The sequence below is a fragment of the Haloferax sp. Q22 genome, from assembly GCF_001482285.1.
Lineage (GTDB): Archaea > Halobacteriota > Halobacteria > Halobacteriales > Haloferacaceae > Haloferax.
Window position 1 is genome coordinate 1 of the sequence record NZ_LOEP01000005.1, and the last position, 20,108, is coordinate 20,108.

Consider the following 20,108-nt stretch of genomic DNA (forward strand, 5'->3'; position numbering starts at 1 on the left):
TCTTAGACATGAATCATCGACGGTTTCCCGCTTCAACTCCCTAGTTCTAACGGTCGAAGCCAACGCTGTCCAGCGATTCACCAGAGCCGACTGCTCGGAAACGAGGTCGAACACCGCCTCCGCCTTCTCGTCGAAGTTCGCCTCGTCGAAGGGGGCGTCCGGGAGGTCGTCGATGAGATCCCACTCGGAGGCCTTGTCGTCCGACGCCGACGAGCCCTGTTTCCGCCGAATTGAGTCCGCCAGTTCGGAGAGCTTCGAGGGCGTCTGGTCGGTCGTCGATCCCTCTTCTCCCGCCGGCGAGGCGCTATCGCCCGATTTATCCGAGGCAGGCGTCCCGTCTTCCACGCGGTCCGCAAGGTCAGATAACGACGGCGAGTTCTGTATCTCGGTGTCGGAGTCTCCCGACTCCGAATCGTCACGGTCTGCCATATTAGCCGATGGGTGTGAACATGGATTGCGAGGGAGTTCGTGAAGTGGTGGCGACTGAGCAGGAACGAGAGCGATAACGCGTCCCGTTCCCAACGTGTTGCACTGTTTTGAACTCGCAGGGGGTTCACTTAATGTATGGGGCTTTCCGGGCGAAAGACAAGATAGCCTTATGCTCCTGTCTCGCGAGAACAGATGGACTGACAGATTTTGTATTAGAAGATCAATGAGTATCTGAAATTGAATTTCGTCTGCTCGAATTATGGTAGAGGTTGAAGCGATAGAATTGTTTATTATGGACAATAGTATGAGCATCTTGGAATCGCGTTCGCAGAATTCATTGACAAGAGTGCAGAATACGCTAGGATCCAAATGAGTACAGACGTGTGATTTTCTTCTCGATAAAAATCAATTGGAAACTCAATTGGCTAGTCTCTGTCTTATTCATAGGGTTCGTAAAGTCGTAGACTCTGTTCTGGCCGCGAACGTGGGGTCGCACAGCTGCAGAGTAGAAATTCGAACTTTTAGCATTTCTGAAGGCGGCCAAAGCGCTATTCGGGCCGAGAATCGACCAACCAAGTCAGAAAATCTAGTGTGTTGGTTACTTGCCGAATCTGATACCGTCTTCAACCAATCGGAGGTTTCGTTCCCGGTCGATGTGCGGCTTCAGCCAGTCGTACTCCTCGATTTGGAGGATGAGGTCCGCTTGGAGGTTCCGCCACGCGATGGCGTAGATGGGCGATTGCCCCCACGCGCGGAGTTCCGGGATGAACTCGTCGTAGCGCTCGTAGTGGCCTTCGAGGCGTTCGAGCGCGTCGACCACGTAGCCGGCGGCCTCCGATTCCGTCTCCGCGCCGTCGATGGCCCGGTTCAGTCGGGTTTCGAGCCCCTCGACGGCGCGTTGCATGTCCTGTGCCGCCGTGCCGTCGGCCTCCGGAAGCGAGTCGATGATAGGCTTCGGAACGCCGAGCGAGAGTGGTTCGATATCCATGCCTCGCACTGGGCGGCAAGGCGGCAAAAAGGCGGCGACGGTCACAGCACGGTGCGGACATACTCCGACACCACGACGCCGGTGGGGCGGCGGGGTCGAACAGCATCGCCACTCATCACCGAGAACAGCGCGCCGGGGTGCCTCCGAAAGCCGTCCCGACCTCCGGTTGCGGCGCGTTGCTCTGTTACGCGTTCGTCTCGTCGGTCCGCGCCCTGAGTTCGGATTCGACGAGGGCGTCGAAGTCGACGCCGTCTGTCCGGTACTGGTCGCGGTTGTCGATGATGACCAGCCCTTTGTCTGTGATTTCGTACAGCCCGGAGTTCGGCGCGGACCCGACTCGCGCCAACAGGCCGTAGTCCGCCAAAATCGGCAGTCGCGTGTTGATGTACGAACGGTTCTTATCGAGGATATACGAGAGATTCACGGCGGTGTTCCGCCTCCTATCCGAGAGTGCCTCGAGGATATCGAAGTCAGTTGGGACGGCCAACTTCATACATGGTTGTTCGCAGCCGCTGTTAAATAAACAGCTTATGCGAAATTCAAGGCTAAAACCCCGCCCTTCAGGGCGGGGAGGATGTCAACGGGAGGGCGTGCGGTCGGGTTCGCGCGGCGAGGGGCGACAGGGGCGGCGGGTTCGGTTTTATCGATGTTCGAGCGCGTCGCGTGCGAGGCGCAGGTCCTCGATAATCCGCGCATGGCGGTCGATTGCATCGTCGATGTGTTGCGCCGTCGCCGCCGTATCGGCCCCGGCGTCACCGTGGTACTGCGCCTGCAACAAGTGCGACTCCAATGCCCGTGACGTGGAGTCACTCGCCGACAACAGCGCCTGGGTAATCGTCCAGTCTATCGTCCCATCGTCGGGGAGTTCGTCGAACTCCAACCGCTCTCCCTCGTGTCGTTCTACCATCATGGCCCACGTTGGGACGTGATACTATTTAAAGTTATAGCGACGTGATAATTCCGACATTCCGAGTTCGACAGGAAACACACTATACGTACCATTTACTGGCGTTTCGGGGGCGGTTAACGACGGCAATAAGTATATCAAAATTAAGTAACTTCGACCGGTGACGATGAGATGTCCTGCGATTTCCGAGGCGAGTCGGGGCCGCGTCACCAGACCCGCGTTCGCGTCACCGCTCTTCGACGTGCCGAATCTCGACGCCGATACCGCGCGTGGACTCGACCAGTTCGCGGCCGCCCATCTCCGCGCGACCGATGGCGAACGCCTTCGGTCCCTCGACGACGACCTCGTCGCCCGGCCGAATGTCCTCGTCGGCGTCGACGACGCCCGGCGCGAGGACCGACCCGTGCGGGACGAAGCCGTCGATTTCGACCGTCTTCGTCGGTGCGTCGCTGTCGCGCCACACCTTCGCGCCTTCGAGCGTAAAGGAGAGCACGCCGTACTGCGGGACCATCGTCGCCAACTGCACGCCCGCGTCGTTCCACACCTGCAGTTTGGGATACCGACTCGTCATCTCCAACTCCACGTCGGCAAAGAGCGCGTCGCCCGCGTCCGGGCCGAGTTGGTAGTCGGCGAGCGCCTTCACGACGTTGTGCTCGCGCTCCTCGCGGGTGAACTTGGGTTCGCCGTCGAGCGTCCGCATGAGGTTCCCGATGGACTCCGTCGTCGTCGGGTGTTCCGAGACGGTGAACTCCACGTCGAGGTCCAAGTCGTCGGCGACGCGCTCGACGATTTCCGTGTACGCGCCCGGCGGGAGGTGCGCGATGATTCGCGGGTAGTCGTTGCGCTCCAGGTAGCGCCGGAGCACCTCGGCGACGAACGACTTCTCGTCTTCCGACCAGTCGCCCGTGACGACCGAGTCGTAGTGCTGGGCGGGGTAGGTGAGTTCGAGCTCCTGCGGGACGACACCGATGGGCGAGGTCATCGACACCATGTGCGCGCGGTACTGGACGGCCTCCTGGAACTGCCGGTGGCTCTGGGACTCGCTGTAGGGCTTTTTCGCCGAGCACGGCAGGAGCACGAGCGGGTTGTCGAAGCGGTTCCGGTAGCGTTTGGTCACGCGGTCGGCGAACCGCTGAATCTCCACGCGGTCGATGGATTCCTCGGAGGCCGCGGTGAGTTCCGAGTCGCGGATGACGGGGACCCGTTCCTCCATGAAGCTGTACTGCTGGTCGAACCGTCGGAACAGGGCGGTCAGCCACTGGTCGTGGCGGGCCTGCCCCTCCACGTAGTCCCGGAGCCGACCGTCGCGCACGCGGCGGCGGACCCGCGCGAGTTCGGCGCGCAGGGCGTTGGCGTTGTGGTCGGCCGCGTCGGCGCGAGTGAACTCCGAGGCTGGTTTGCGGCAGGCCTCGCAGGCGCAGGGGAATTCGTCGAGGTCTTCGAGGAAGTACTCGCCGTCGCTCGTGAGGTAGAACCCTTCGAGGCCGCGGGCGCGGGCGAGTGTCTCGTCGACGAGGTCGACGCCCGCGTAGACGAGAAGCGAGACGTTCCGGGGCGTGGCGACGCCCGAGAGCATGAGTGCCGTGTCGGCGGGCAGGTTCTCCTTCGCCTCGATGACGTTGTCGCGGAAAGCGCGCGCGTGGCCGACGAAGCCCTGCGCGTCGGAGAGGACGTAGGCGTCAGCACCGTAATCGTCGGCCGTGTCGGCGGTGACGACGGCGGCCGAGGGGAAGTCAACGTCGGGGTAGTCGACGGCGAACGACTCGCGCACCTCGTCGGCGCTCCCGGCGGGGAGCGAGCGGTGGGGGAGCACGGTCAGCACGTCGTCGGAGCCGTCGGGGAACTCGCGCTCGGTCGCCCAGAGGCTGCCGGCGTCCGCGAGCACGTCGTCCACGACCGCCGGCGTCGTCACCGCCTCGGAGAGCCGCAACTCCCCGATTCGGGCGGCGCCGTCGCGGGCGTGAACCTCGAAGTAATCGGTCATACCCGCTTTCGGCCCCCGATAGCCAATTAACTTGTCTTCTGCGGGCGCGCCGAGCCGGGCGGGACGCTGGGCGTCTTCGTACACGGCGAGTCACGCGAAAAACAGCGGAGACGAGCCGGATTACTTGCTCGACCGATCGTCTTCGACTTCGATGCGCTGGGGCTCTTCCGTTCGCGCGTCGGCGTCGTCACCGCCGCCCAGGAGCGACGATTGCAGGTTCTTCGCGAACGACTCGACCTGGTTTCGGAGCGTCTTGACCTCCGTCTCGAACTCCTCGACAGAGCGCTCGACGTAGTGGACTCGCTGAATCGGAATCCGGCGGACGACGTCGTTGCCGCCGGCGTCCTCGTCGAGTTTCACGATCCAGTGGTCCTGAAAGTAGGCGATGTTCTCGTTTTCGACGCGTTTCTCGACGGTTCCCTCGTCGGGGTCGTCGTAGACGATTACCGCCGTGCCGAGGTCTGTGTCCGTCATCACGGGTGCTTGTGTCCAGACACTTCTATGTCTGGTGGCACAGCGAACTCGCCGGTGACCGAACCCACCAGTTCGGCCGCTCTACTTCCACCGAGCCTACCGAATTTAGCCCGCCCCGCCCGAACAGCCACTATGAACGCCTCCGACCCCACCGGCCCGTGGTCACGCGACCGCGTCGACGACTTCCTCGCCGACGCGACCGTCCCGGTCCGACTCTCGTGTCGCACCCCGGCGGACGACCTCTGGATGCTCTCGCTGTGGTACGAGTGGGACTCCGAGGCGACCGAACTCCGGTGTGCCACTTCGGCCGACGCCGATGTGGTGCGATTCCTCCGCGCCCACGACGACGTGGCGTTCGAAATCTCGACCAACGACCCGCCGTACCGGGGCGTCCGCGGCCGGGGCACCGCGACCGTCGAACCCGACGCGGAGAAGGCGGTTCTGCGGCGACTCATCACGCGGTATCTCGGCGACACCGACTCGGAACTGGCCGAGCGCTTACTCTCGCCCGACCGCGACGAGGTCGTGATTCGGATTCGGCCCGAGCGGCTGCATACGTGGGACTACGCAGCGCGGATGAAACAGTCGAAATAGTCGGATCTGTTGAGGCAGTCGGTTACTGGTGGATTGGTGGAGGTGTGCTGAACTCAGGGGCGCTTACCGACCCGACGGTCGCTCACCTGTGAGCGAGAGGTAAGCCTCACCAAGTAGGACGAAGGCGAGGATACCTGCGGGGGCACTCCACGTCCCGCCGACATCTAACGTAAACAGTAGAACTGCGACGAGTAATCCAGCGACGAAGAACAACAGTCGTGATTTGAGCGAGCCGGGGTTGGAGGACCGGTCAGGCATTGTACTGGGTGTGGTATTCAAGCATCAAAGCGTTATGTCGAATCGAAACCACGAGTTGTGTCCGGGCAATCTCCGCTGTACTGTCCGAAAACTGTGGAAACGCATCCTGTCGGAGAGTTCGCTACGAGTAGGGTGAAAATAGATAGACGTGACACGCTCGACTCACCGCTTGATTCGACACCACTGCCCGTCACGCTCTGTGACGCTCGACAGCGCAAAATAACCCCAAAGCGGGGCGCGTGCCGCGCGGGGGTGGCTTTTCTGGCCCGCGCGGCGTACGAAAAAGGGTGCCTCTGTGTGGTTGTGGACCGGTGCGTCGTCAGCGGGATTACCGACGTCGGACGGCGACGAGCGCCGCCGCGACGAGTGCGACGAGGGCCACGACGAGGCCGAAGCCGGGCGCGTCGGTGGACGACTCGCTCGTCGTCTCCATCGACTCGTCGGTCATCTCGGTCGTGGGTTCGTCGGTCATCGTCTCGGTCGACTCGTCCGTCATCATGCCCTCGACCGTGTAGTCGGCGGTCGTGACGACCGCGCCGCCGGCGGCGACGTAGGGTCCGTCGTGTTCGCCCTCACTGGTCACGAAGTCGTAGGCCTCGTTGCCGTTCGTGTCCATGTGCGCCATCGGGACGATAGTGCCGGACTCCTCAAGCGGCGTGTCGAGGCTGATTTCGACGTTCTCGTGAGTGCCGGGTTCGAGGTACGCGGAGGTGCCGCGGACGCTCTCGAAGACCTGACCCTCGGTGACCGTCGCGTCGTGGACCGTCACGAAGCCGCCGTTGTGGAGCGTGACGGAGTCGACGGTGACGGTCGTGCCGTCGCCGGACTGGGCCATCGCGGTCACGACCGCGTTGACCGAGGTGTGGGCGCTGGCGACGACCGCGCCGCCATCAGCCGTGAAGGGACCGTCGGCCTCGCCCTCGCTGGTCACGAAGTCGTAGGCCTCGTTGCCGTTCGTGTCCATGTGCGCCATGGGGGTGAGCACCTGCGAGGAGCGAATCGGCTCGTCGAGGGTGACTGCCACGTCTTCGTGGACGCCGGCGGGCAGGTACATCGAGGTGCCGACCACGCTATCGAACACCGCGCCGCCCGACAGCGACGGGTCGTGAATCGTCACGAAGCCGCCCTCGGAGAGTTCGACGCGGTCGACCACGACGGTCGCGCCGTCCGAGGACTTCATCGTGTAGTCGACGCTGGCGGAGACGGTCGCGTTGCCGCTGTCGACGACGGCGCTGCCGTCAGCCGTGTACGGACCGTCGGCCTCGCCTTCGGACTCGGGGAAGGTGTACATCTCGTCGCCGTCAGAGTCGACGTGCGCCATCGGGACGACGGTGGTCGTCTCGTTCAGCGGCGAGTCGAGTGTGACCCGCACGTCGTGGTGCAGGCCGGGTTCGAGGTACATCGAGGTGCCGCGGATGCTCTCGAACACCGCGCCGTCGGTGACGGTGCCGTCGTGAATCGTCACGAAGCCGCCCTCGGGCAGGTACGCCGAGTCGACGACGACGGAGTAGCCGCCGGTGGCCTTCGCGGTGTAGTTCACGCTCGCCGTGTCGGAGGGCATGGCCATCGCGGTGTCGACGACGGCGCTGCCGTCAGCCGTGTACGGGCCGTCCGTCTCGCCTTCCGACTCGGGGAAGGTGTACATCTCGTCACCGTCGGTGTCCATGTGCGCCATCGGGACGAGCGTCGTGTTCTCGGTCACGGGCGCGTCCAGTTCGACGCGGACGTTCTCGTGGACGCCGGCGGGCAGGTACGCGGAGGTGCCGCGGATGCTCTCGAACACCGCACCCTCGGTGACGGACGCGTCGTGAATCGTCACGAAGCCGCCCTGCGAGAGTTCGACGCGGTCGACCACGACCGAGTCGCCGGTCGTGGGCTGGTCGGACATGGAGACGGTCGCGCTCGCGTTGACCATCGCGGTGTCGACGACGGCGCTGCCGTCAGCCGTGTACGGGCCGTCCGCCTCGCCGTTAGCCGCGACGAACGAGTAGACGCGGTCGCCGTCGGAGTCCATGTGGGGCATGGCGACGAACGTGCCGGACTCACCGACGGGTTCGTCGAGGTGGACGGTCACGTTCTCGTGGGTACCGGCGTCAAGGTACGCCGACGAACCGACGACGCTCCCGAGGACGTTACCGTCCGTGACGGAGGCGTCGTGAATCGTCACGAAGCCGCCGTCGGGGAGCGTGACGGAATCAACCGTCACGGTCGTGCCGCCTGTCGCTTGGTTCTCGAAGGAGACGGACGCAGTCTCCTGTTGTGCCGCTGCGGCCGCCGGGATGCCCCCGACGACCACGACGAGTGTCATCAACACTGCGAGTGTGCGTCGCATGTCTCAGAGGGGGACGAATATTTAAAAGAAGATTTTCCGAACTGTCACCCAAATCTCTCCCCGATGTGCCCCCAGTCGCCCGATTTCGGCGGCCAGAAGCCTTATCCGGCGGTCGGGAGCGCGCCGACTGGTGAGATCGATTCGCGCTCGGAAGTCGCGGTTCGAAGGCGGCGAATCGGGCCCGATGAGACGGGGTTAAATACCGCTCGTCCACCAACTATCGCTATCGGATGTCCTACACCTACTCGGGCGACGCGCACCTCGGGCTCGCGGCGTCCTACCGCGCCGACGACGACCCCTTCCCCACGGACACGTCGCTTTCGTTCCCGCGGCGGAATCACCTGCGAGAGGACGTCGACCTCATCAAGCGCCTCCTGTTCCCGCGCTGTTGGAACGCGGGGCCGTGGATCGGCGACGAGGAACTCCTCCGCGACGGCGTCGCCAACTTCGCCGCGCTCTGTCACTCCGGTATCGACCCCTACGCCGAAGAGGACCCCGCGCCCGTCGTGGACGAGGTGGTCAGACGCCTCCCCGACATCCGCGAGATGCTGAAAAAGGACGTCGAGGCGGCCTACAAGGGCGACCCAGCCGCGCGGAGCTACGTCGAAATCATCCGGTCGTACCCCGGCGTGCAGGCGATTATCGTCCACCGCGTCGCCCACGCCTTCTACGAGGCCGGCGCGCCCGAATACGCCCGCGAACTCGCCGAGTACGCGAAGATGGAGTCGGGTATCGACATCCACCCCGGTGCGACCATCGGCGACTACTTCTTCATCGACCACGGCACCGGCGTCGTCATCGGCGAGACGACGACCATCGGCGAGTGGGCGCGCATCTATCAGGACGTGACGCTCGGCGCGCTCCACTTCGAGGAGGACGAAGACGACGAACACTCGCTCAAGAAGGGGTACAAGCGACACCCGGACATCGGCGACAGCGTCGTCATCGGCGCGGGGACCAAGGTGCTCGGCGCGGTCTCCGTCGGCGACCACGTGAGTATCGGTGCGAACTCGTGGGTCACCGAGGACGTGCCGGACCACACGAGCGTGTTTATCTCCGAACACCCGACTCACGAGCGAAAACACCGCGACTGAGCGGGCGGCAACGAGAAAAACCGGACGGGAGCGGGAAAAACCGTGTTTTCAGTCGAACGTAATCCACGCGAGGAACACGAGTCCGAACGTCTCGAAGACGTGTAACAGCATCATCAGTCGCCACGCGATGACGGGCACGTCGGTGCTGAACCACCCCGAGAGCGTCGGGTCGAGGATGTACATGTAGAACGCCAGCGCGTTCTCGGCGAGGAGGAACACCCCGAACACGAGGAGTCCGACGGCGTGTTTAGACCTGAAGGTCAGGTAGTTTCGGGCCCACACCGCCGACAGTGCGAGCAGCACGACGACGTTGACGCCCGAGGAGACCGTCGCGACGTCCACCCAGATACTCATTCGTTCTCTCCTTTCCCCGTCATCCTGATATACGCTTTCCCAAATCTTTCCATAATCACCGCGTCCGTGACTCGCATGCTCAGTCCATCCGCTCGACGATTGTCTCGACGGTCTCCCAGTTGGCGCGACACCGCGGCGACGGGAGGTAGACCGCGCCGTAGTCGTCGCCGCTCCGCTGGACCACGTCGTTGTCCATGAGCACGTCGAGGTGGTGCCGGACGGTTTTGTAGTCGAGGTCGAGCGTCTCGGCCAGTTGGTTGGCGTTTCGCGGCTGTTCCTCTACGGTCTTGAGAATACGCACACGGTTTTCGCCGCCGCGGGTTCCCGTGAGCACGTACCAGAGGACAGCCTCCATCGTGTTCGTTGATACGTCGGGTGAACCTAAGAGCATCGACCGACAGACGCCGACGCGACCGAGTGAACTGGTCTACGCGTCAGCCGACGCCGAACCGTCGTCGTCCTCGTCGGCTTCGTCACGCTCGTCGGCCAACCGCTCGGAGACCGTCGACAGCGACTCTAACTCGACCGACTCGGGGACGTGAGCGAGCGCCGACTCGGGCCAGTCGTCGTGGGCCAGCGTGAACGCCGCGTCGGGGTTCTCTTCGACCAGCCGCGAGACGCCGCGGGCGGCCTGCTCGTAGGCGTCGCGGTCGAGTCGCTCGGGGACTTCGGCGGTGAGCGGGTACGTCTCGGAGAGCGACCGCGGGAACGGGCCGAACGGCGGGACGACCCGCCACGTCGCGTCGAAGTCGTCGCCGGAGGGGATGCCGCCCTCGGTGAGGAGGACGTGGCCCTCGGCGGTCAAGCGGTCCATCCGGGCGTGGTGGCGCGCGACCTCGGGGCGGTGGGCGCTCTCGTTGGAGGCGTAGAAGAACGCGCCCTTCGAGGCGGGGTCCTCGCGTTCGAGCTGGTCGACGTGGTCGAGGAGCGCGCGGTAGCCGTCGAGCATCGCCGGGTGCGAGCGGGCGCGCTCCTCGACGAGTTCCATGAGGTCGCCGTCGCGGATGGCCTGCTTGATGCGGCGGAGTTCGGCGAACGTGACGTGGAGGTTGTGTTCGGCGAGCAGTTGCTCCTGTTCTTTCGACCCCGCGGCCCGCAGGTCGTCAGGCGAGTACTCCGTGCAGATGGGACAGGTACACGGGAGGTATTCGAGGTCTTCGAGGTGTTCGGTCCCGCGAACCGTGAGATAGCGGCCGTCGCGGGCGTAGAGGGCGTAGGCGGCGGAATCGAACAGGTCACAGCCGAGGGCGACGGCGAGCGCGAGCATCATCGGGTGGCCCGCACCGAACAGGTGAACCGGGGCGTCGACGCCGAGGCCGCGCTTGGCGGCCGCGACGGCGTCGACCATGTCGTCGTAGCGGTAGGCGTTCATCATCGGGACAACCGCGCCCACGGGGAACACGTCGAGGTCGGTCGCGTCGGCGTGGCGGCCGGCCTCCTCGCGGAGGTCCGGGTAGGTCGACCCCTGAACGGGGGCGTTGACGAGCATCTCTCCCGTGTCGGCCGCCTCGGCGTCGGCGAGGGCTTGCCTGGTGATTTCGAGGTCCGTCTCGGCCTGCTCGCGGGCCACGTCCGGCGGCGTCGGGATGTCGACCGGCGTGGCGATGTCGGTGCCGATGTCCCGCTGGAACTGGAGAATCTCCTCGGTCGTCGTGTCGATTTCGCCGTACTCGGCGAGTTGGAACGACCCCGAGTCGGTCATGATGGCCCCGTGGAAGTCGAGCATCTCGTGGAGGCCCACGTCGAGCGCCTCCTCGCGGAGGTGCTCGTTCGTCTTGATGATGTAGGAGTTGGTGATGAGGATGTCCGCGCCGAACTCGGACTCCAACCGCGCGGGCGAAATCGTGTCGATGTTCGGGTTGACGACCGGCAGGAGGGCCGGCGTCTCGACGGTGACCCCCGCACGCGGGACCGAGAGGCGGCCGATACGGCCGGCGAGGTCCCCGTCGCGGAGTTCGAAGTGGTCGCGCATGGAGTGGCGTTTCCCGAGCGCGGCGGTAAGGGTTGCGTTCGCGGGTCGGCCGCGCGCCCAAAAACAGACGCACGACCGGAAATAGTCGCATGCGTTGAAATATTCTAGAAAATATACACCATGGGTATCAAACGTGATTTTTTGGGCGAACAGTTTACAAAGAGATTGGCTCAACGGAGAGGATAGATGTTAGCCGACTTATCGCCACTCGAAGTAACCGCGCTCGCCGTCGCCCTCGTCGGGCTGGTACCGGTTATCACGCAGTACAGAGACGAGACCAAGCTGTTCGCCGCGGGGTACATCCTGCTCGTGATCGGAATCGTGGCCACGAACGTCGAGGCGCTGTTCCTCGGGTCGGTGCTCAACTTCGTCGAGCACGCGGTCGGCATCGGCCTCGCGGGAGTCACGTTCTTCGCGGCCGCGTACGTCCGCCGGAAAAACGTCATCAAAGGCGGTGACGCCTCGTGATAATCGACGCGCTGTTCGACGCTATCGGAACCCTCGGGTTCATGGGCGCGGCGGTGCTGGCGTGGCTCAACTACCGCGATACCGACGCGGAAGCGTCGTTCTGGCTGACGTACGCGTTCGCCTCCGTGCTGGCGATTCTGTGGATGGTCAGCCTCACGCTCGAGAAACTCGGCATCTACACCGAGATATTCAACCTCGTGACCTCGCCGCTGATGACCGCCACGGTCGCCGTCTTCGCAATCGGCGGCACCGCGACGCTCGCCATCGTCGCGGACATGAAGGAACTCGTCAACGACGCCGAAGAGCGGCGGCGCGAACTCGACGCGCTCACGACGGACCTCGAACGACAGGCCGAGAACTACGGCGACGCGATGCAGACGGCCGCCGACGGCGACCTCACCGTCCGTGTCGACGCCGAGAGCCAGAACGACGCGATGCGCCGCATCGGGCGGGGCTTCAACGAGATGTTGGAGGCCATCGACTCGGTCATCGTCCAGATACAGACGTTCGCCGATCAGGTCGACGACGAGAGTTCCGAAGTCACCGCGAGCGCGGACGCCGTGAAGACGACGAGCACGGACGTGGCCAACAGCATCGAGGAGATTTCGGCGGGCAACGAGACGCAACACCGGAACCTCAACGCCGCGGAGTCCGAACTGAGCAACCTCTCTGCGACCATCGAGGAGATTGCCTCCTCCTCCGAGGAGATCGCGCGGCAGTCCCAACAGACCGTCGGGCGCGCCAAGGAGAGTCAGGAAGCCGCCGGTTCGACCATCGAGAAGATGGAGCAGTTGGAGTCGCGGTCGACCGAGACCGTCACCGAAGTCGAAGAACTCCAGCAGTCGGTCACGCAGATCAGCGAGGTCGTCGACCTCATCGACGACATCGCCGAAAAGACGAGCATCCTCGCGCTCAACGCCTCAATCGAGGCGGCGGGCGCGGGCGACGCCGGTGAGGGGTTCGCCGTCGTCGCCAGCGAGGTGAAGACGCTCGCCGAAGAGACCGCCGAGGCGACCCAAGAGGTCGACTCGCTCATCCGCGACATCGAACAATCGACCGAGAGCGTCGCCGAAGACACCTTCGAGACGCAGGCCGAGGTCGAAGCCAGCCGCGAGACCGTCGGCGAAACGGTCGAGGTGCTCGAAGAAATCGTCCACAAAATCGAAGACAGCAACGACTCCATCCAGTCCATCAGCAGCGCCACCGACGAGCAGGCGCAGTCGACCCAAGAGGTCGTCACGATGATGGACGAGATAACGAACCTCAGCGACCGGACGGCCTCGGAGGCGCAGAACGTCTCCGCCGCGGCCGAAGAACAGACGGCCGCGACCCAGCAGATTGCAGCGTCGTCCTCGTCGCTCTCGGAGCGCGCACAGCAGCTCAAGTCGCTCGTCTCGCAGTTCGACTCTGGGCGCGCGGCGGGCGGCGTGCCGGGCCGCGAGACGGCGACGCCCGCGGCCTCGACTCCCAACCGAGCGATGCGGGCGGACGGACGCGGCGACGACCGCCCGAACTGACCGACGCCCAGCGCGCACGGCCGAGCGGCCCCGACGAACGTTTTTCTGCCAACTCGCCGAACGGCCGATATGGAACCTGTCAACGAGTCAGACATCGACTGGACGGTCCGCGACGGCGTCGAAGGCACGTTCAAACAGAAGCGACTGAGCGTGGCCGCCGGAAGCGACGCCCTCGGCTGTAGCCTCTACGAACTCCCGCCCGGCGCACAGCCGTGGTCGTACCACTACCACGCCGCGAACGAGGAGGCGCTGTACGTGCTTTCCGGGCGCGGGCAGGTCCGCCTCGGCGGCGAGGTCCACGCCCTCGCAGAGGGCGACTACGTCCCCTGCCCGAGCGACGAGTCAGGGGCGCACTGCGTCGTCAACGACGGCGACGAACCGCTCCGGTATCTCGCGGTGTCGACCATGCGCGACCCCGACGTGACGATACACCCGGCCATCGACAAAGTCGGCGTCTACGTGGGCTCGCCGCCGGGAAGTTCGGCGGAGCGAACCGTCTCAGCGTTCTACGACCACGAATTCGACGGCAATGAGTTCGACGGCGACGACTGAGTCGGCGGTGACCGACTCACACGGCGGGGGCGACGCGCCTACGCGCCGACGCCCCAGAAGAAGGCGATGCCGGCCACGGTGACGACCGACAGGAGCAACTGCAGCGGCGCGCCGACGCGGAGGAAGTCCGAGAACGTGTAGCCACCGGGGCCGTAGACGAACAGGTTCGTCTGGTAGCCGACGGGAGTCATGAAGGCCGTCGAGGCCGCGAACGTGACGGCGAGGACGAACGAGAACGCGTTGGCCCCGATTGATTGGGCGGCGCTGGCGGCGACCGGAATCATGAGCACGACGCTCGCGTTGTTCGAGATGACGCTCGTGAGCAACCCGGTCGCGAGGTAGAACACCCACAGGACACCGATTGCGGGGAGGAACGTCGCCGTCGAGGCGACGGCGTCACCGAGGAGCGCCGCCGCACCCGTCTGTTGGAGCGCGACGCCGAGCGGGATGACGCCCGCGAGCAGGAAGATGACGTTCCACTCGACCGATTTGTACAGTTCGTTCGGTTTGAGCACGCCGGTGAGAATCATCGCGACGACGCCGCCGAGCGCCGAGACGACGATTGGGAGGACGTTGAACGCCGGGAGCGCGACGACGCCGGCGATGATGGCGACGGCGAACGGCGTCTTTTCGGTTCGGTAGTCGGTGTCGTCGAACTCGTGGGCGACGATGAAGTCCTCGTTTTGGACGAGTCGCGTGAGGCTGTCGGGCGGTGCCTGCACGAGCAGCGTGTCGCCGACGCGGATGTCGATGTCCTCGAACCGGTCGCGGACGACCTTCCCGCGGGTCCGGAAGGCGAGGACGTTCGCGTCGTAGCGTTGTCGGAACGTCGAACTGGCGAGGCTCTCGCCGACGAGGAACGAGCCCGAGGGGACGACGACCTCGACCATGACCGGCTCTTCTTCGCCCGGGTGAAGTTCGCTCTCCGAGCGGGGCCCGCCGACGAACGTGAGCCCTTCCGAGCGCATGATTCGTTCGAGCGTCTCCCGGTTGGTGCGGAGCCGGAGCGTGTCGTTCTCGTGAATCTCTTTGCGGGCCAGCGGCTCCAAGAACTGCTCGCCGTAGCGGATGAGCTGTAACACGTCGATGTCGAGGTCGTCGTTCCCGAGAGCTTCCTGAACGGTCTGGCCGATGAGCGACGAGTCCGCGGGGACGACCACGTCGGCGAGGTACTCCTGGAGCGCGTACTCCTCGACGAGGTCGTCCTCGGCGGGCACCCGCTTGGGGAGCAGGCGAACGCCGACCGTCATGAGGTAGACCGCGCCGACCACGAAGACGATGACGCCGAGTTTGGTGAACTCGAACATCCCAAAGGCGTGGAGACCGAGGCCGGGTGACTCTCGCCCGAGTTGGGCCACGATGTCGCTGGCGAGGATGTTCGTCGAGGTGCCGATGACCGTCAGGGTGCCGCCGAGCATCGAGGCGAACGAAAGCGGCATGAGGAGCTTCGACGGCGAGGTCTTGCCTTTGTGCGCGAGGTCCGCAACGACCGGAACGAGGATGGCGACGACCGGCGTGTTGTTGATGAATCCCGACACCGGGCCGGTGACGCCGATGGTCGCGGCGAGTTGCTTCGTTTGGCTATTGCCGGCGTAGTTGGCCATCTTCCGGCCGATGAGTTGGACGATACCGGTTCGGTTGACGCCCGTGCTCAGGATGAGCATCGCTAGCACGGTGATGGTCGCCGGGCTGGCGAAGCCCGAGAGTCCCTCCTGCGGGGTGATTTGCGTCCACGGCTCCAGCACCATCAGGAGGACCATCACGACGATGGCGGTCACGTCGATGGGGAGCCACTCGGTGGCGAACAAGACGAGAGAGAGGAGGATGAGCGCGAAGACGACGAGCATATCCACCGTGACGGCCGCCGGAACCAGCCCCTGGACAGCCGACACGAGTGTGGAGAAGAACACGTCTGTTCGAAGGGATAGCGAAGGAAAAAGGCTGGTATCGACGGCCGCTCAGAACAGCAGCCCGGTCGGAATCTCGCCGGGGTTCATCTCGGCGAACTTGAATATGAGGTACGCGAGCGAGAACAGTGTCGCGTTGTACGCACCGTGGATGAGCGCCGGCACGGCGATGTTGTCGGTCAGTTCGTACGCCGAGCCGAAGACGACGCTCGGGAAGAACAGGATGCCGATAGTGACGAGGCGGCCGCCCGCGCCGCCGGTGAGCGCGACGTAGTGAATCGCCGCGAAGATGGCGCTGGCGAGGGCGATGCCCGGCACCGGGCCGAACGACTCGCGGATGCGGTTCTGGACGACCCCGCGGAACAGCAGTTCCTCGCCGGGGCCGATGAGGAGGAACGACGCCGGGATGAGGAGCAACAGCACCTCGGGGTCCTGCGCGGCGATTTCGGTCACCTGGTTCGACCCCGCTTGGACGCCGAACGTCGAAACGAGGAACGCGCCGACGAACGCCGCGACGAGCGCCGTCACGTAGCCGAGGACGACCGCGACGATGTCGCGGAGCGACGGGACGGAGACGCCGAAGTACGAGCGGTCGAGGCCGCGGTATCTGGTGTAGACGAGGGCGACGCCGCCGAAGGCGATGCCCTGTAAGAGGACGAGCGACATGACGACGAGCGCGAGGCCAGCTACCTCCCACTATGAAAGGAACGAAAGCTGTAAGAGGACGAGCGACATGACGACGAGCGCGAGGGGCGTCAGTTCGACGCCCGCGCTCAACGCCAGGACTTGCGTGATGACGACGAGTATCGTGCCCACCGCGAGACCGCCGCCGCCGAGGGCGATAGCCGCGAGGAAGGACCGAACGGGGTCAGGGAGGCGCGTCGTAGTAGCCACAGGCGACCTCTTAGAGCGCCGGCATCAAAATCCTTCTCGCCTCGGAGCGGGGTTCGAGGGGCGAACGCGAATGTGAGTCGGTCGCCTGACCACTCGGTGAGCTGACGCGCGGCCCGCGGCCGACCGAGAAATGTCGGACAGTCGCTACGTTTTACCGCGACGCAGCTCAACTCAGCGTATGCGATATCTCACGGTGCTGGTCAAACCGGAGAGCCGGGACGCGTTCCATCCCCTCGGAAAGCGGTTGACGGAAGCGCCGTCGGTCGAGAGGCGAGCGATTCATCACGTCGAGTTGCTCGCCGACGGCACCGTGTTGCTGTTCGCCGAAGCGAGCGGCAGTCAAGAGCGATACAGACAGATTATGGAGAGCGCCCCGCGCGTCATTGACTACCTCGTCTCGGGAGATGACCCTTGGATGGCCGTGAGTAATTTCGAACCGACAGAGCCGTCGCGGCGGACGCTGGAACTACAACGGGAATCTCCGCTGGTAATCGAGACTCCGATGCGCTTCACCGATGACGGAGGTATCAAGCTGACGTGTCTGGGAACCGACGAGGCGTTCGGAGAACTGTTCGAAGTCGGTGTCGAAAGAGCGAGTGTCTCGGTCGAACTACTCGAAATGGGCGATTTCGAACCCGACAAGTCGACGTTCAGCAGGACGTTGACTCCCCGACAAGAGGAGGTACTGGAGGCGGCAGTTCAGTTGGGATACTACGACGTTCCCCGAGAGGCGTCACTTCGGGACGTTGGGGAGGCAGTCGGAATCACTCCTTCGACGGCCGGTGAACACCTCCGAAAAGTCGAACAGCGCGTGTTCAACGAACTTGTTTGCTAACGTTTTTGCGTCGGACGTTGCGGGACGGCGGACGGTGGGTGCGGTTCGCGCCAGACATGGTGATAAAAGTAGCCTCACGGCTACGGCAGTAGCCGTACCCCGGTCTATCACCTGCGCTTAGGTACCGGTTCGAACTCACATGAGTCCCGCACAGAGACAGCGCCCGATCATCACTCCGAGCCAACAGCAATGACGGACACAGACACCCACCCAAGCACCGACGGCTCGCTCATCGACGCGTCCGGCATCGAATCCACCACCCGTCACGTTAACGGCGTCCGGTTACACGTCGTTACTGCAGGCGACTCCGACGACCCACTAGTCGTGTTACTGCACGGCCATCCCGACTTCTGGTACGGGTGGCGCGCCCAGATTCCGCGGCTCGTCGAGGCGGGCTTCCGAGTGGTCGTCCCCGACCAGCGAGGGTGTAACCTGAGCGAGGCCCCCGACGGAATCGACTCCTACCGAGTGTCAGAACTGACAGCGGACGTGTGCGCCCTCATCCGTGACGAGGGACGGGAGTCTGCCCACCTGATCGGCCACGATTTCGGCGGGTTCGTCGCATGGAACGTCGCCCTCCGCCAACCGTCCGCGGTCGACCGACTCGGGATTCTGAACGTCCCACACCCGGCGGTGTACCGAACGACCCTGCGGTCGAGCCCCGAGCAGATCGCCCGGAGTTGGTACGTCTGGTTCTATCAGTTGCCGAGGCTCCCCGAATGGATTCTCAGTTGGAACGACGCGAGCAGGATGGTCGCCGCCCTCGAAAAGACGTCCAACCCGGGGACGTTCGACCGAGAGACTATCGACCGCTATCGGGCCGCCTGGCGGCACACGGGTATCGGGCCGCGAATAGACTGGTATCGTGGGTTCCTCCGGTCGGAAAGCCCGCCCCGCGAGGTCGTCACCCAACCGACGCTGGTCTGCTGGGGCGAAGACGACATCGCACTCGTCCCCTCGATGGCGAAACAGAGCATCGACTACTGCGAGGACGGCCGGCTTCGGACGTTCCCCGACGCGTCGCATTGGGTACACCACGAGCGCGAGGAGGTGACCGACGAGCTGATTCGTCATCTCTCCTGAGCGGCGGCCCAGGAGGCGAACGCAAACGCAGGACGAAAAGGGGAACCAGCGACGGCCCTCTCGGCTCCTTACTCGCCGGCGAGTTCGTAGTAGAGCACGCCGAGGACCGTCCGCGCGTCGCGGACCTCGCCCGCCAGGACGGCCCGCTTGAGGTCGTCGTACTCGACCGTCGTCGGGCGAATGCTCTCGTTGAAGTCGAGGTTCTGGTCGGCGCTCGGCTCGCACCCGCGCGCGACGAAGTAGTGGTGGACCGAGTTGGCGATGCCGTTGGCCGGCTCGACGGTCACGAGTGGCTCGACCGACTCGGCCTCGTGGCCGGTCTCCTCGGCGAGTTCGCGCCGGGCGGCCGCGGCGTAGTCGTCGTCGTCCGGTTCGGTACCGCCGGCGGGGAGCCCGCGGTTCGTCCGGCCGACCGCCTGTCGCCACTCGTCGATGACGACCACGTCGCCGTCGGGCGTGAAGGGGAGGACGACGACCGCCGCCGGCTCGTCGACGTAGTGAAAGTCCGTCTCGGTCCCGTCGGGGAGCCGAACGTCGTCCATGCGGATGTCGAAGCCGGGACACGAGTAGTCGATGCGCGTGTCGGTAGTCTCCCACGCGAGGTCGTCGTCGCTCATGGCATCACGTGACGGCGGTGTTTCCAAAAGCGTCGCGGTGCCCCGATACACCGCTACCTCGCTACCCCGCGTCGTCGAACGAGACGGTCGCGAGGTCGGCTTCGAGGTCGTCGACGTACTCGTTGTACGCCGCCACGAACCCGGCGAAGTCGCCGGCGAGTTCGCGCACGTCGGGTGCGGCGGGCGGTTCGTACTGCGACAGCAGGTAGATGCCGCCCTCGCCGCCGACGCGCAGGTACGACGCCCGCGGGCCGTCCCACTTCAGCTCCCAGCGCGTGCCGCCGACCCGCTGGGTGAAGGTGCCGTACTCGCCGTCGAAGCGGTTGAGTTCGCCCGCCATGGTGTCGGCCACCTCGCGGATGGTCGAGACGAGTTGGTCCCGCTGGGCCACGATTTCCTCGGTCGTCGTCACCGCAGGGAACTCCGTCGGCACGTCGTCGAGGACGCCGTCGAGCGACTCGACGTGCTCGTTGTACGCCTCCACGAACGCCGGGTAGTCCTGCATCGCCGTCGCGAGCGCCTTCGGCTCCGGGGGCTGTTTGGTCGAGACGACGTACGTCTCGCCGCCCGACTTCCCCTTGAACCGGAGGTACTGCAGCGCGCCCGCCTCGTACTTGAGCGTCCACGTCCCGCGGCGCGTCTTGAACGTCTCCTGGCCGTAGTCGCCGCCCTGGAGGATGGCGAGTTCGCGCGCGATGGTGCCCGCGTGGGCTTCGACCGCCGCGACGACCTCGTCGCGGTTGGCCGCGACGTCGTCGACGCTCGTGATATCGAACGAGAGGGCGTCAGTCATTGTCGGAGGGTGGTGGCTGGAGGGGATAAGTGCACCCGTGCTGGGGCGCCACCACG

At 64.8% G+C, this 20,108-nt stretch carries 20 protein-coding genes and 2 pseudogenes; 7 read left to right on the plus strand and 15 right to left on the minus strand.

The window, feature by feature from the left end; translation table 11 throughout:
• The 6 genes and pseudogenes from AM590_RS00930 to AM590_RS00955 all read right to left on the minus strand — a co-directional run.
• Nucleotides 1-429: pseudogene (locus tag AM590_RS00930) on the minus strand (hypothetical protein); the annotation flags it as partial.
• Between the two features lie 598 nt (nt 430-1,027).
• Nucleotides 1,028-1,417 (minus strand): hypothetical protein, encoded by a 390-nt coding sequence (locus tag AM590_RS00935; protein WP_058825810.1) that lies wholly within the window; start codon nt 1,415-1,417, stop codon nt 1,028-1,030.
• A 184-nt stretch (nt 1,418-1,601) separates the two neighbouring features.
• Nucleotides 1,602-1,910: a hypothetical protein gene (locus AM590_RS00940; RefSeq protein ID WP_058825811.1), complete on the minus strand. Its 309-nt coding sequence runs from the start codon at nt 1,908-1,910 to the stop codon at nt 1,602-1,604.
• 147 nt (nt 1,911-2,057) lie between these two features.
• Nucleotides 2,058-2,327 (minus strand): hypothetical protein, encoded by a 270-nt coding sequence (locus AM590_RS00945; protein WP_058825812.1) that lies wholly within the window; start codon nt 2,325-2,327, stop codon nt 2,058-2,060.
• Between the two features lie 223 nt (nt 2,328-2,550).
• Nucleotides 2,551-4,308 (minus strand): archaeosine synthase, encoded by a 1,758-nt coding sequence (gene arcS / locus AM590_RS00950; RefSeq protein ID WP_058825813.1) that lies wholly within the window; start codon nt 4,306-4,308, stop codon nt 2,551-2,553.
• A 120-nt stretch (nt 4,309-4,428) separates the two neighbouring features.
• Nucleotides 4,429-4,782, minus strand: a complete 354-nt coding sequence (locus AM590_RS00955; RefSeq protein ID WP_058825814.1) for a hypothetical protein — start codon at nt 4,780-4,782, stop codon at nt 4,429-4,431.
• A 132-nt stretch (nt 4,783-4,914) separates the two neighbouring features.
• Here AM590_RS00955 and AM590_RS00960 point away from each other — a divergent pair, with 132 nt between their 5' ends.
• Nucleotides 4,915-5,376 carry a hypothetical protein gene (locus AM590_RS00960; protein ID WP_058825815.1) on the plus strand — a complete coding sequence of 154 codons (462 nt, stop codon included), beginning with the start codon at nt 4,915-4,917 and terminating at the stop codon, nt 5,374-5,376.
• Nucleotides 5,377-5,439: 63 nt separating this feature from the next.
• Here the strand turns inward: AM590_RS00960 and AM590_RS20295 are convergent, their stop codons facing one another.
• Both AM590_RS20295 and AM590_RS00965 read right to left on the minus strand, forming a co-directional pair.
• Complete coding sequence (locus AM590_RS20295; RefSeq protein ID WP_157575401.1) at nt 5,440-5,634, minus strand: hypothetical protein; 195 nt, start codon at nt 5,632-5,634, stop codon at nt 5,440-5,442.
• 328 nt (nt 5,635-5,962) lie between these two features.
• Entirely contained in the window at nt 5,963-7,942 is a 1,980-nt protein-coding gene (locus AM590_RS00965) for a PGF-CTERM sorting domain-containing protein (protein WP_172795740.1), read from the minus strand.
• Nucleotides 7,943-8,196: 254 nt separating this feature from the next.
• Between AM590_RS00965 and epsC the strand changes: the two genes are divergently transcribed.
• Nucleotides 8,197-9,060: a serine O-acetyltransferase EpsC gene (epsC, locus tag AM590_RS00970; protein WP_058825817.1), complete on the plus strand. Its 864-nt coding sequence runs from the start codon at nt 8,197-8,199 to the stop codon at nt 9,058-9,060.
• Nucleotides 9,061-9,108: 48 nt separating this feature from the next.
• Here the strand turns inward: epsC and AM590_RS00975 are convergent, their stop codons facing one another.
• The 3 genes from AM590_RS00975 to tgtA form a co-directional block, all read right to left on the minus strand.
• Nucleotides 9,109-9,414 (minus strand): hypothetical protein, encoded by a 306-nt coding sequence (locus tag AM590_RS00975; protein ID WP_042662634.1) that lies wholly within the window; start codon nt 9,412-9,414, stop codon nt 9,109-9,111.
• Nucleotides 9,415-9,493: 79 nt separating this feature from the next.
• A complete protein-coding gene (locus tag AM590_RS00980) occupies nt 9,494-9,769 on the minus strand; it encodes a winged helix-turn-helix domain-containing protein (RefSeq protein ID WP_004041883.1) in 276 nt (91 codons plus the stop codon).
• 72 nt (nt 9,770-9,841) lie between these two features.
• Nucleotides 9,842-11,386, minus strand: coding sequence for a tRNA guanosine(15) transglycosylase TgtA (gene tgtA / locus AM590_RS00985; RefSeq protein ID WP_058825818.1), 1,545 nt, complete (start codon nt 11,384-11,386; stop codon nt 9,842-9,844).
• A gap of 186 nt (nt 11,387-11,572) precedes the next feature.
• Here tgtA and AM590_RS00990 point away from each other — a divergent pair, with 186 nt between their 5' ends.
• The 3 genes from AM590_RS00990 to AM590_RS01000 all read left to right on the plus strand — a co-directional run bounded on the left by AM590_RS00990 (nt 11,573) and on the right by AM590_RS01000 (nt 13,923).
• Nucleotides 11,573-11,854: a hypothetical protein gene (locus AM590_RS00990; protein WP_058825819.1), complete on the plus strand. Its 282-nt coding sequence runs from the start codon at nt 11,573-11,575 to the stop codon at nt 11,852-11,854.
• Nucleotides 11,851-13,371 carry a methyl-accepting chemotaxis protein gene (locus tag AM590_RS00995; protein ID WP_082677625.1) on the plus strand — a complete coding sequence of 507 codons (1,521 nt, stop codon included), beginning with the start codon at nt 11,851-11,853 and terminating at the stop codon, nt 13,369-13,371. The genes AM590_RS00990 and AM590_RS00995 overlap by 4 nt, the downstream gene beginning before the upstream one ends.
• A 69-nt stretch (nt 13,372-13,440) precedes the next feature.
• Nucleotides 13,441-13,923 carry a cupin domain-containing protein gene (locus AM590_RS01000; RefSeq protein ID WP_058825820.1) on the plus strand — a complete coding sequence of 161 codons (483 nt, stop codon included), beginning with the start codon at nt 13,441-13,443 and terminating at the stop codon, nt 13,921-13,923.
• Nucleotides 13,924-13,961: 38 nt separating this feature from the next.
• On the opposite strand, the gene AM590_RS01005 is transcribed toward AM590_RS01000, so the two are convergent.
• Nucleotides 13,962-15,833 carry an SLC13 family permease gene (locus tag AM590_RS01005; RefSeq protein ID WP_157575402.1) on the minus strand — a complete coding sequence of 624 codons (1,872 nt, stop codon included), beginning with the start codon at nt 15,831-15,833 and terminating at the stop codon, nt 13,962-13,964.
• Nucleotides 15,834-15,881: 48 nt separating this feature from the next.
• Nucleotides 15,882-16,724, minus strand: a pseudogene (locus tag AM590_RS01010) (CPBP family intramembrane glutamic endopeptidase).
• 178 nt (nt 16,725-16,902) lie between these two features.
• On the opposite strand from AM590_RS01010, the gene AM590_RS01015 reads away from it, so the two are divergent.
• Both AM590_RS01015 and AM590_RS01020 read left to right on the plus strand, forming a co-directional pair.
• Entirely contained in the window at nt 16,903-17,559 is a 657-nt protein-coding gene (locus AM590_RS01015; RefSeq protein ID WP_058825821.1) for a helix-turn-helix domain-containing protein, read from the plus strand.
• 189 nt (nt 17,560-17,748) lie between these two features.
• Nucleotides 17,749-18,642, plus strand: coding sequence for an alpha/beta fold hydrolase (locus AM590_RS01020; protein ID WP_058825822.1), 894 nt, complete (start codon nt 17,749-17,751; stop codon nt 18,640-18,642).
• A gap of 68 nt (nt 18,643-18,710) precedes the next feature.
• On the opposite strand, the gene AM590_RS01025 is transcribed toward AM590_RS01020, so the two are convergent.
• Both AM590_RS01025 and AM590_RS01030 read right to left on the minus strand, forming a co-directional pair.
• A complete protein-coding gene (locus AM590_RS01025) occupies nt 18,711-19,259 on the minus strand; it encodes an NUDIX domain-containing protein (RefSeq protein WP_058825823.1) in 549 nt (182 codons plus the stop codon).
• Between the two features lie 61 nt (nt 19,260-19,320).
• Nucleotides 19,321-20,052, minus strand: a complete 732-nt coding sequence (locus AM590_RS01030; protein WP_058825824.1) for a hypothetical protein — start codon at nt 20,050-20,052, stop codon at nt 19,321-19,323.
• Between the last annotated feature and the right edge of the window lie 56 nt (nt 20,053-20,108).

Excerpts from the sequence above, each read along its gene's own strand:
- AM590_RS00935 (WP_058825810.1), bottom strand. The coding sequence starts at position 1,417 with ATGGATATCGAACCACTCTCGCTCGGCGTTCCGAAGCCTATCATCGAC.
- AM590_RS00940 (WP_058825811.1), bottom strand. The coding sequence starts at position 1,910 with ATGAAGTTGGCCGTCCCAACTGACTTCGATATCCTCGAGGCACTCTCG.
- AM590_RS00945 (WP_058825812.1), bottom strand. The coding sequence starts at position 2,327 with ATGATGGTAGAACGACACGAGGGAGAGCGGTTGGAGTTCGACGAACTC.
- arcS (WP_058825813.1), bottom strand. The coding sequence starts at position 4,308 with ATGACCGATTACTTCGAGGTTCACGCCCGCGACGGCGCCGCCCGAATC.
- AM590_RS00955 (WP_058825814.1), bottom strand. The coding sequence starts at position 4,782 with ATGACGGACACAGACCTCGGCACGGCGGTAATCGTCTACGACGACCCC.
- AM590_RS00960 (WP_058825815.1), top strand. The coding sequence starts at position 4,915 with ATGAACGCCTCCGACCCCACCGGCCCGTGGTCACGCGACCGCGTCGAC.
- AM590_RS20295 (WP_157575401.1), bottom strand. The coding sequence starts at position 5,634 with ATGCCTGACCGGTCCTCCAACCCCGGCTCGCTCAAATCACGACTGTTG.
- AM590_RS00965 (WP_172795740.1), bottom strand. The coding sequence starts at position 7,942 with ATGACACTCGTCGTGGTCGTCGGGGGCATCCCGGCGGCCGCAGCGGCA.
- epsC (WP_058825817.1), top strand. The coding sequence starts at position 8,197 with ATGTCCTACACCTACTCGGGCGACGCGCACCTCGGGCTCGCGGCGTCC.
- AM590_RS00975 (WP_042662634.1), bottom strand. The coding sequence starts at position 9,414 with ATGAGTATCTGGGTGGACGTCGCGACGGTCTCCTCGGGCGTCAACGTC.
- AM590_RS00980 (WP_004041883.1), bottom strand. The coding sequence starts at position 9,769 with ATGGAGGCTGTCCTCTGGTACGTGCTCACGGGAACCCGCGGCGGCGAA.
- tgtA (WP_058825818.1), bottom strand. The coding sequence starts at position 11,386 with ATGCGCGACCACTTCGAACTCCGCGACGGGGACCTCGCCGGCCGTATC.
- AM590_RS00990 (WP_058825819.1), top strand. The coding sequence starts at position 11,573 with ATGTTAGCCGACTTATCGCCACTCGAAGTAACCGCGCTCGCCGTCGCC.
- AM590_RS01000 (WP_058825820.1), top strand. The coding sequence starts at position 13,441 with ATGGAACCTGTCAACGAGTCAGACATCGACTGGACGGTCCGCGACGGC.
- AM590_RS01015 (WP_058825821.1), top strand. The coding sequence starts at position 16,903 with ATGCGATATCTCACGGTGCTGGTCAAACCGGAGAGCCGGGACGCGTTC.
- AM590_RS01020 (WP_058825822.1), top strand. The coding sequence starts at position 17,749 with ATGACGGACACAGACACCCACCCAAGCACCGACGGCTCGCTCATCGAC.
- AM590_RS01025 (WP_058825823.1), bottom strand. The coding sequence starts at position 19,259 with ATGAGCGACGACGACCTCGCGTGGGAGACTACCGACACGCGCATCGAC.
- AM590_RS01030 (WP_058825824.1), bottom strand. The coding sequence starts at position 20,052 with ATGACTGACGCCCTCTCGTTCGATATCACGAGCGTCGACGACGTCGCG.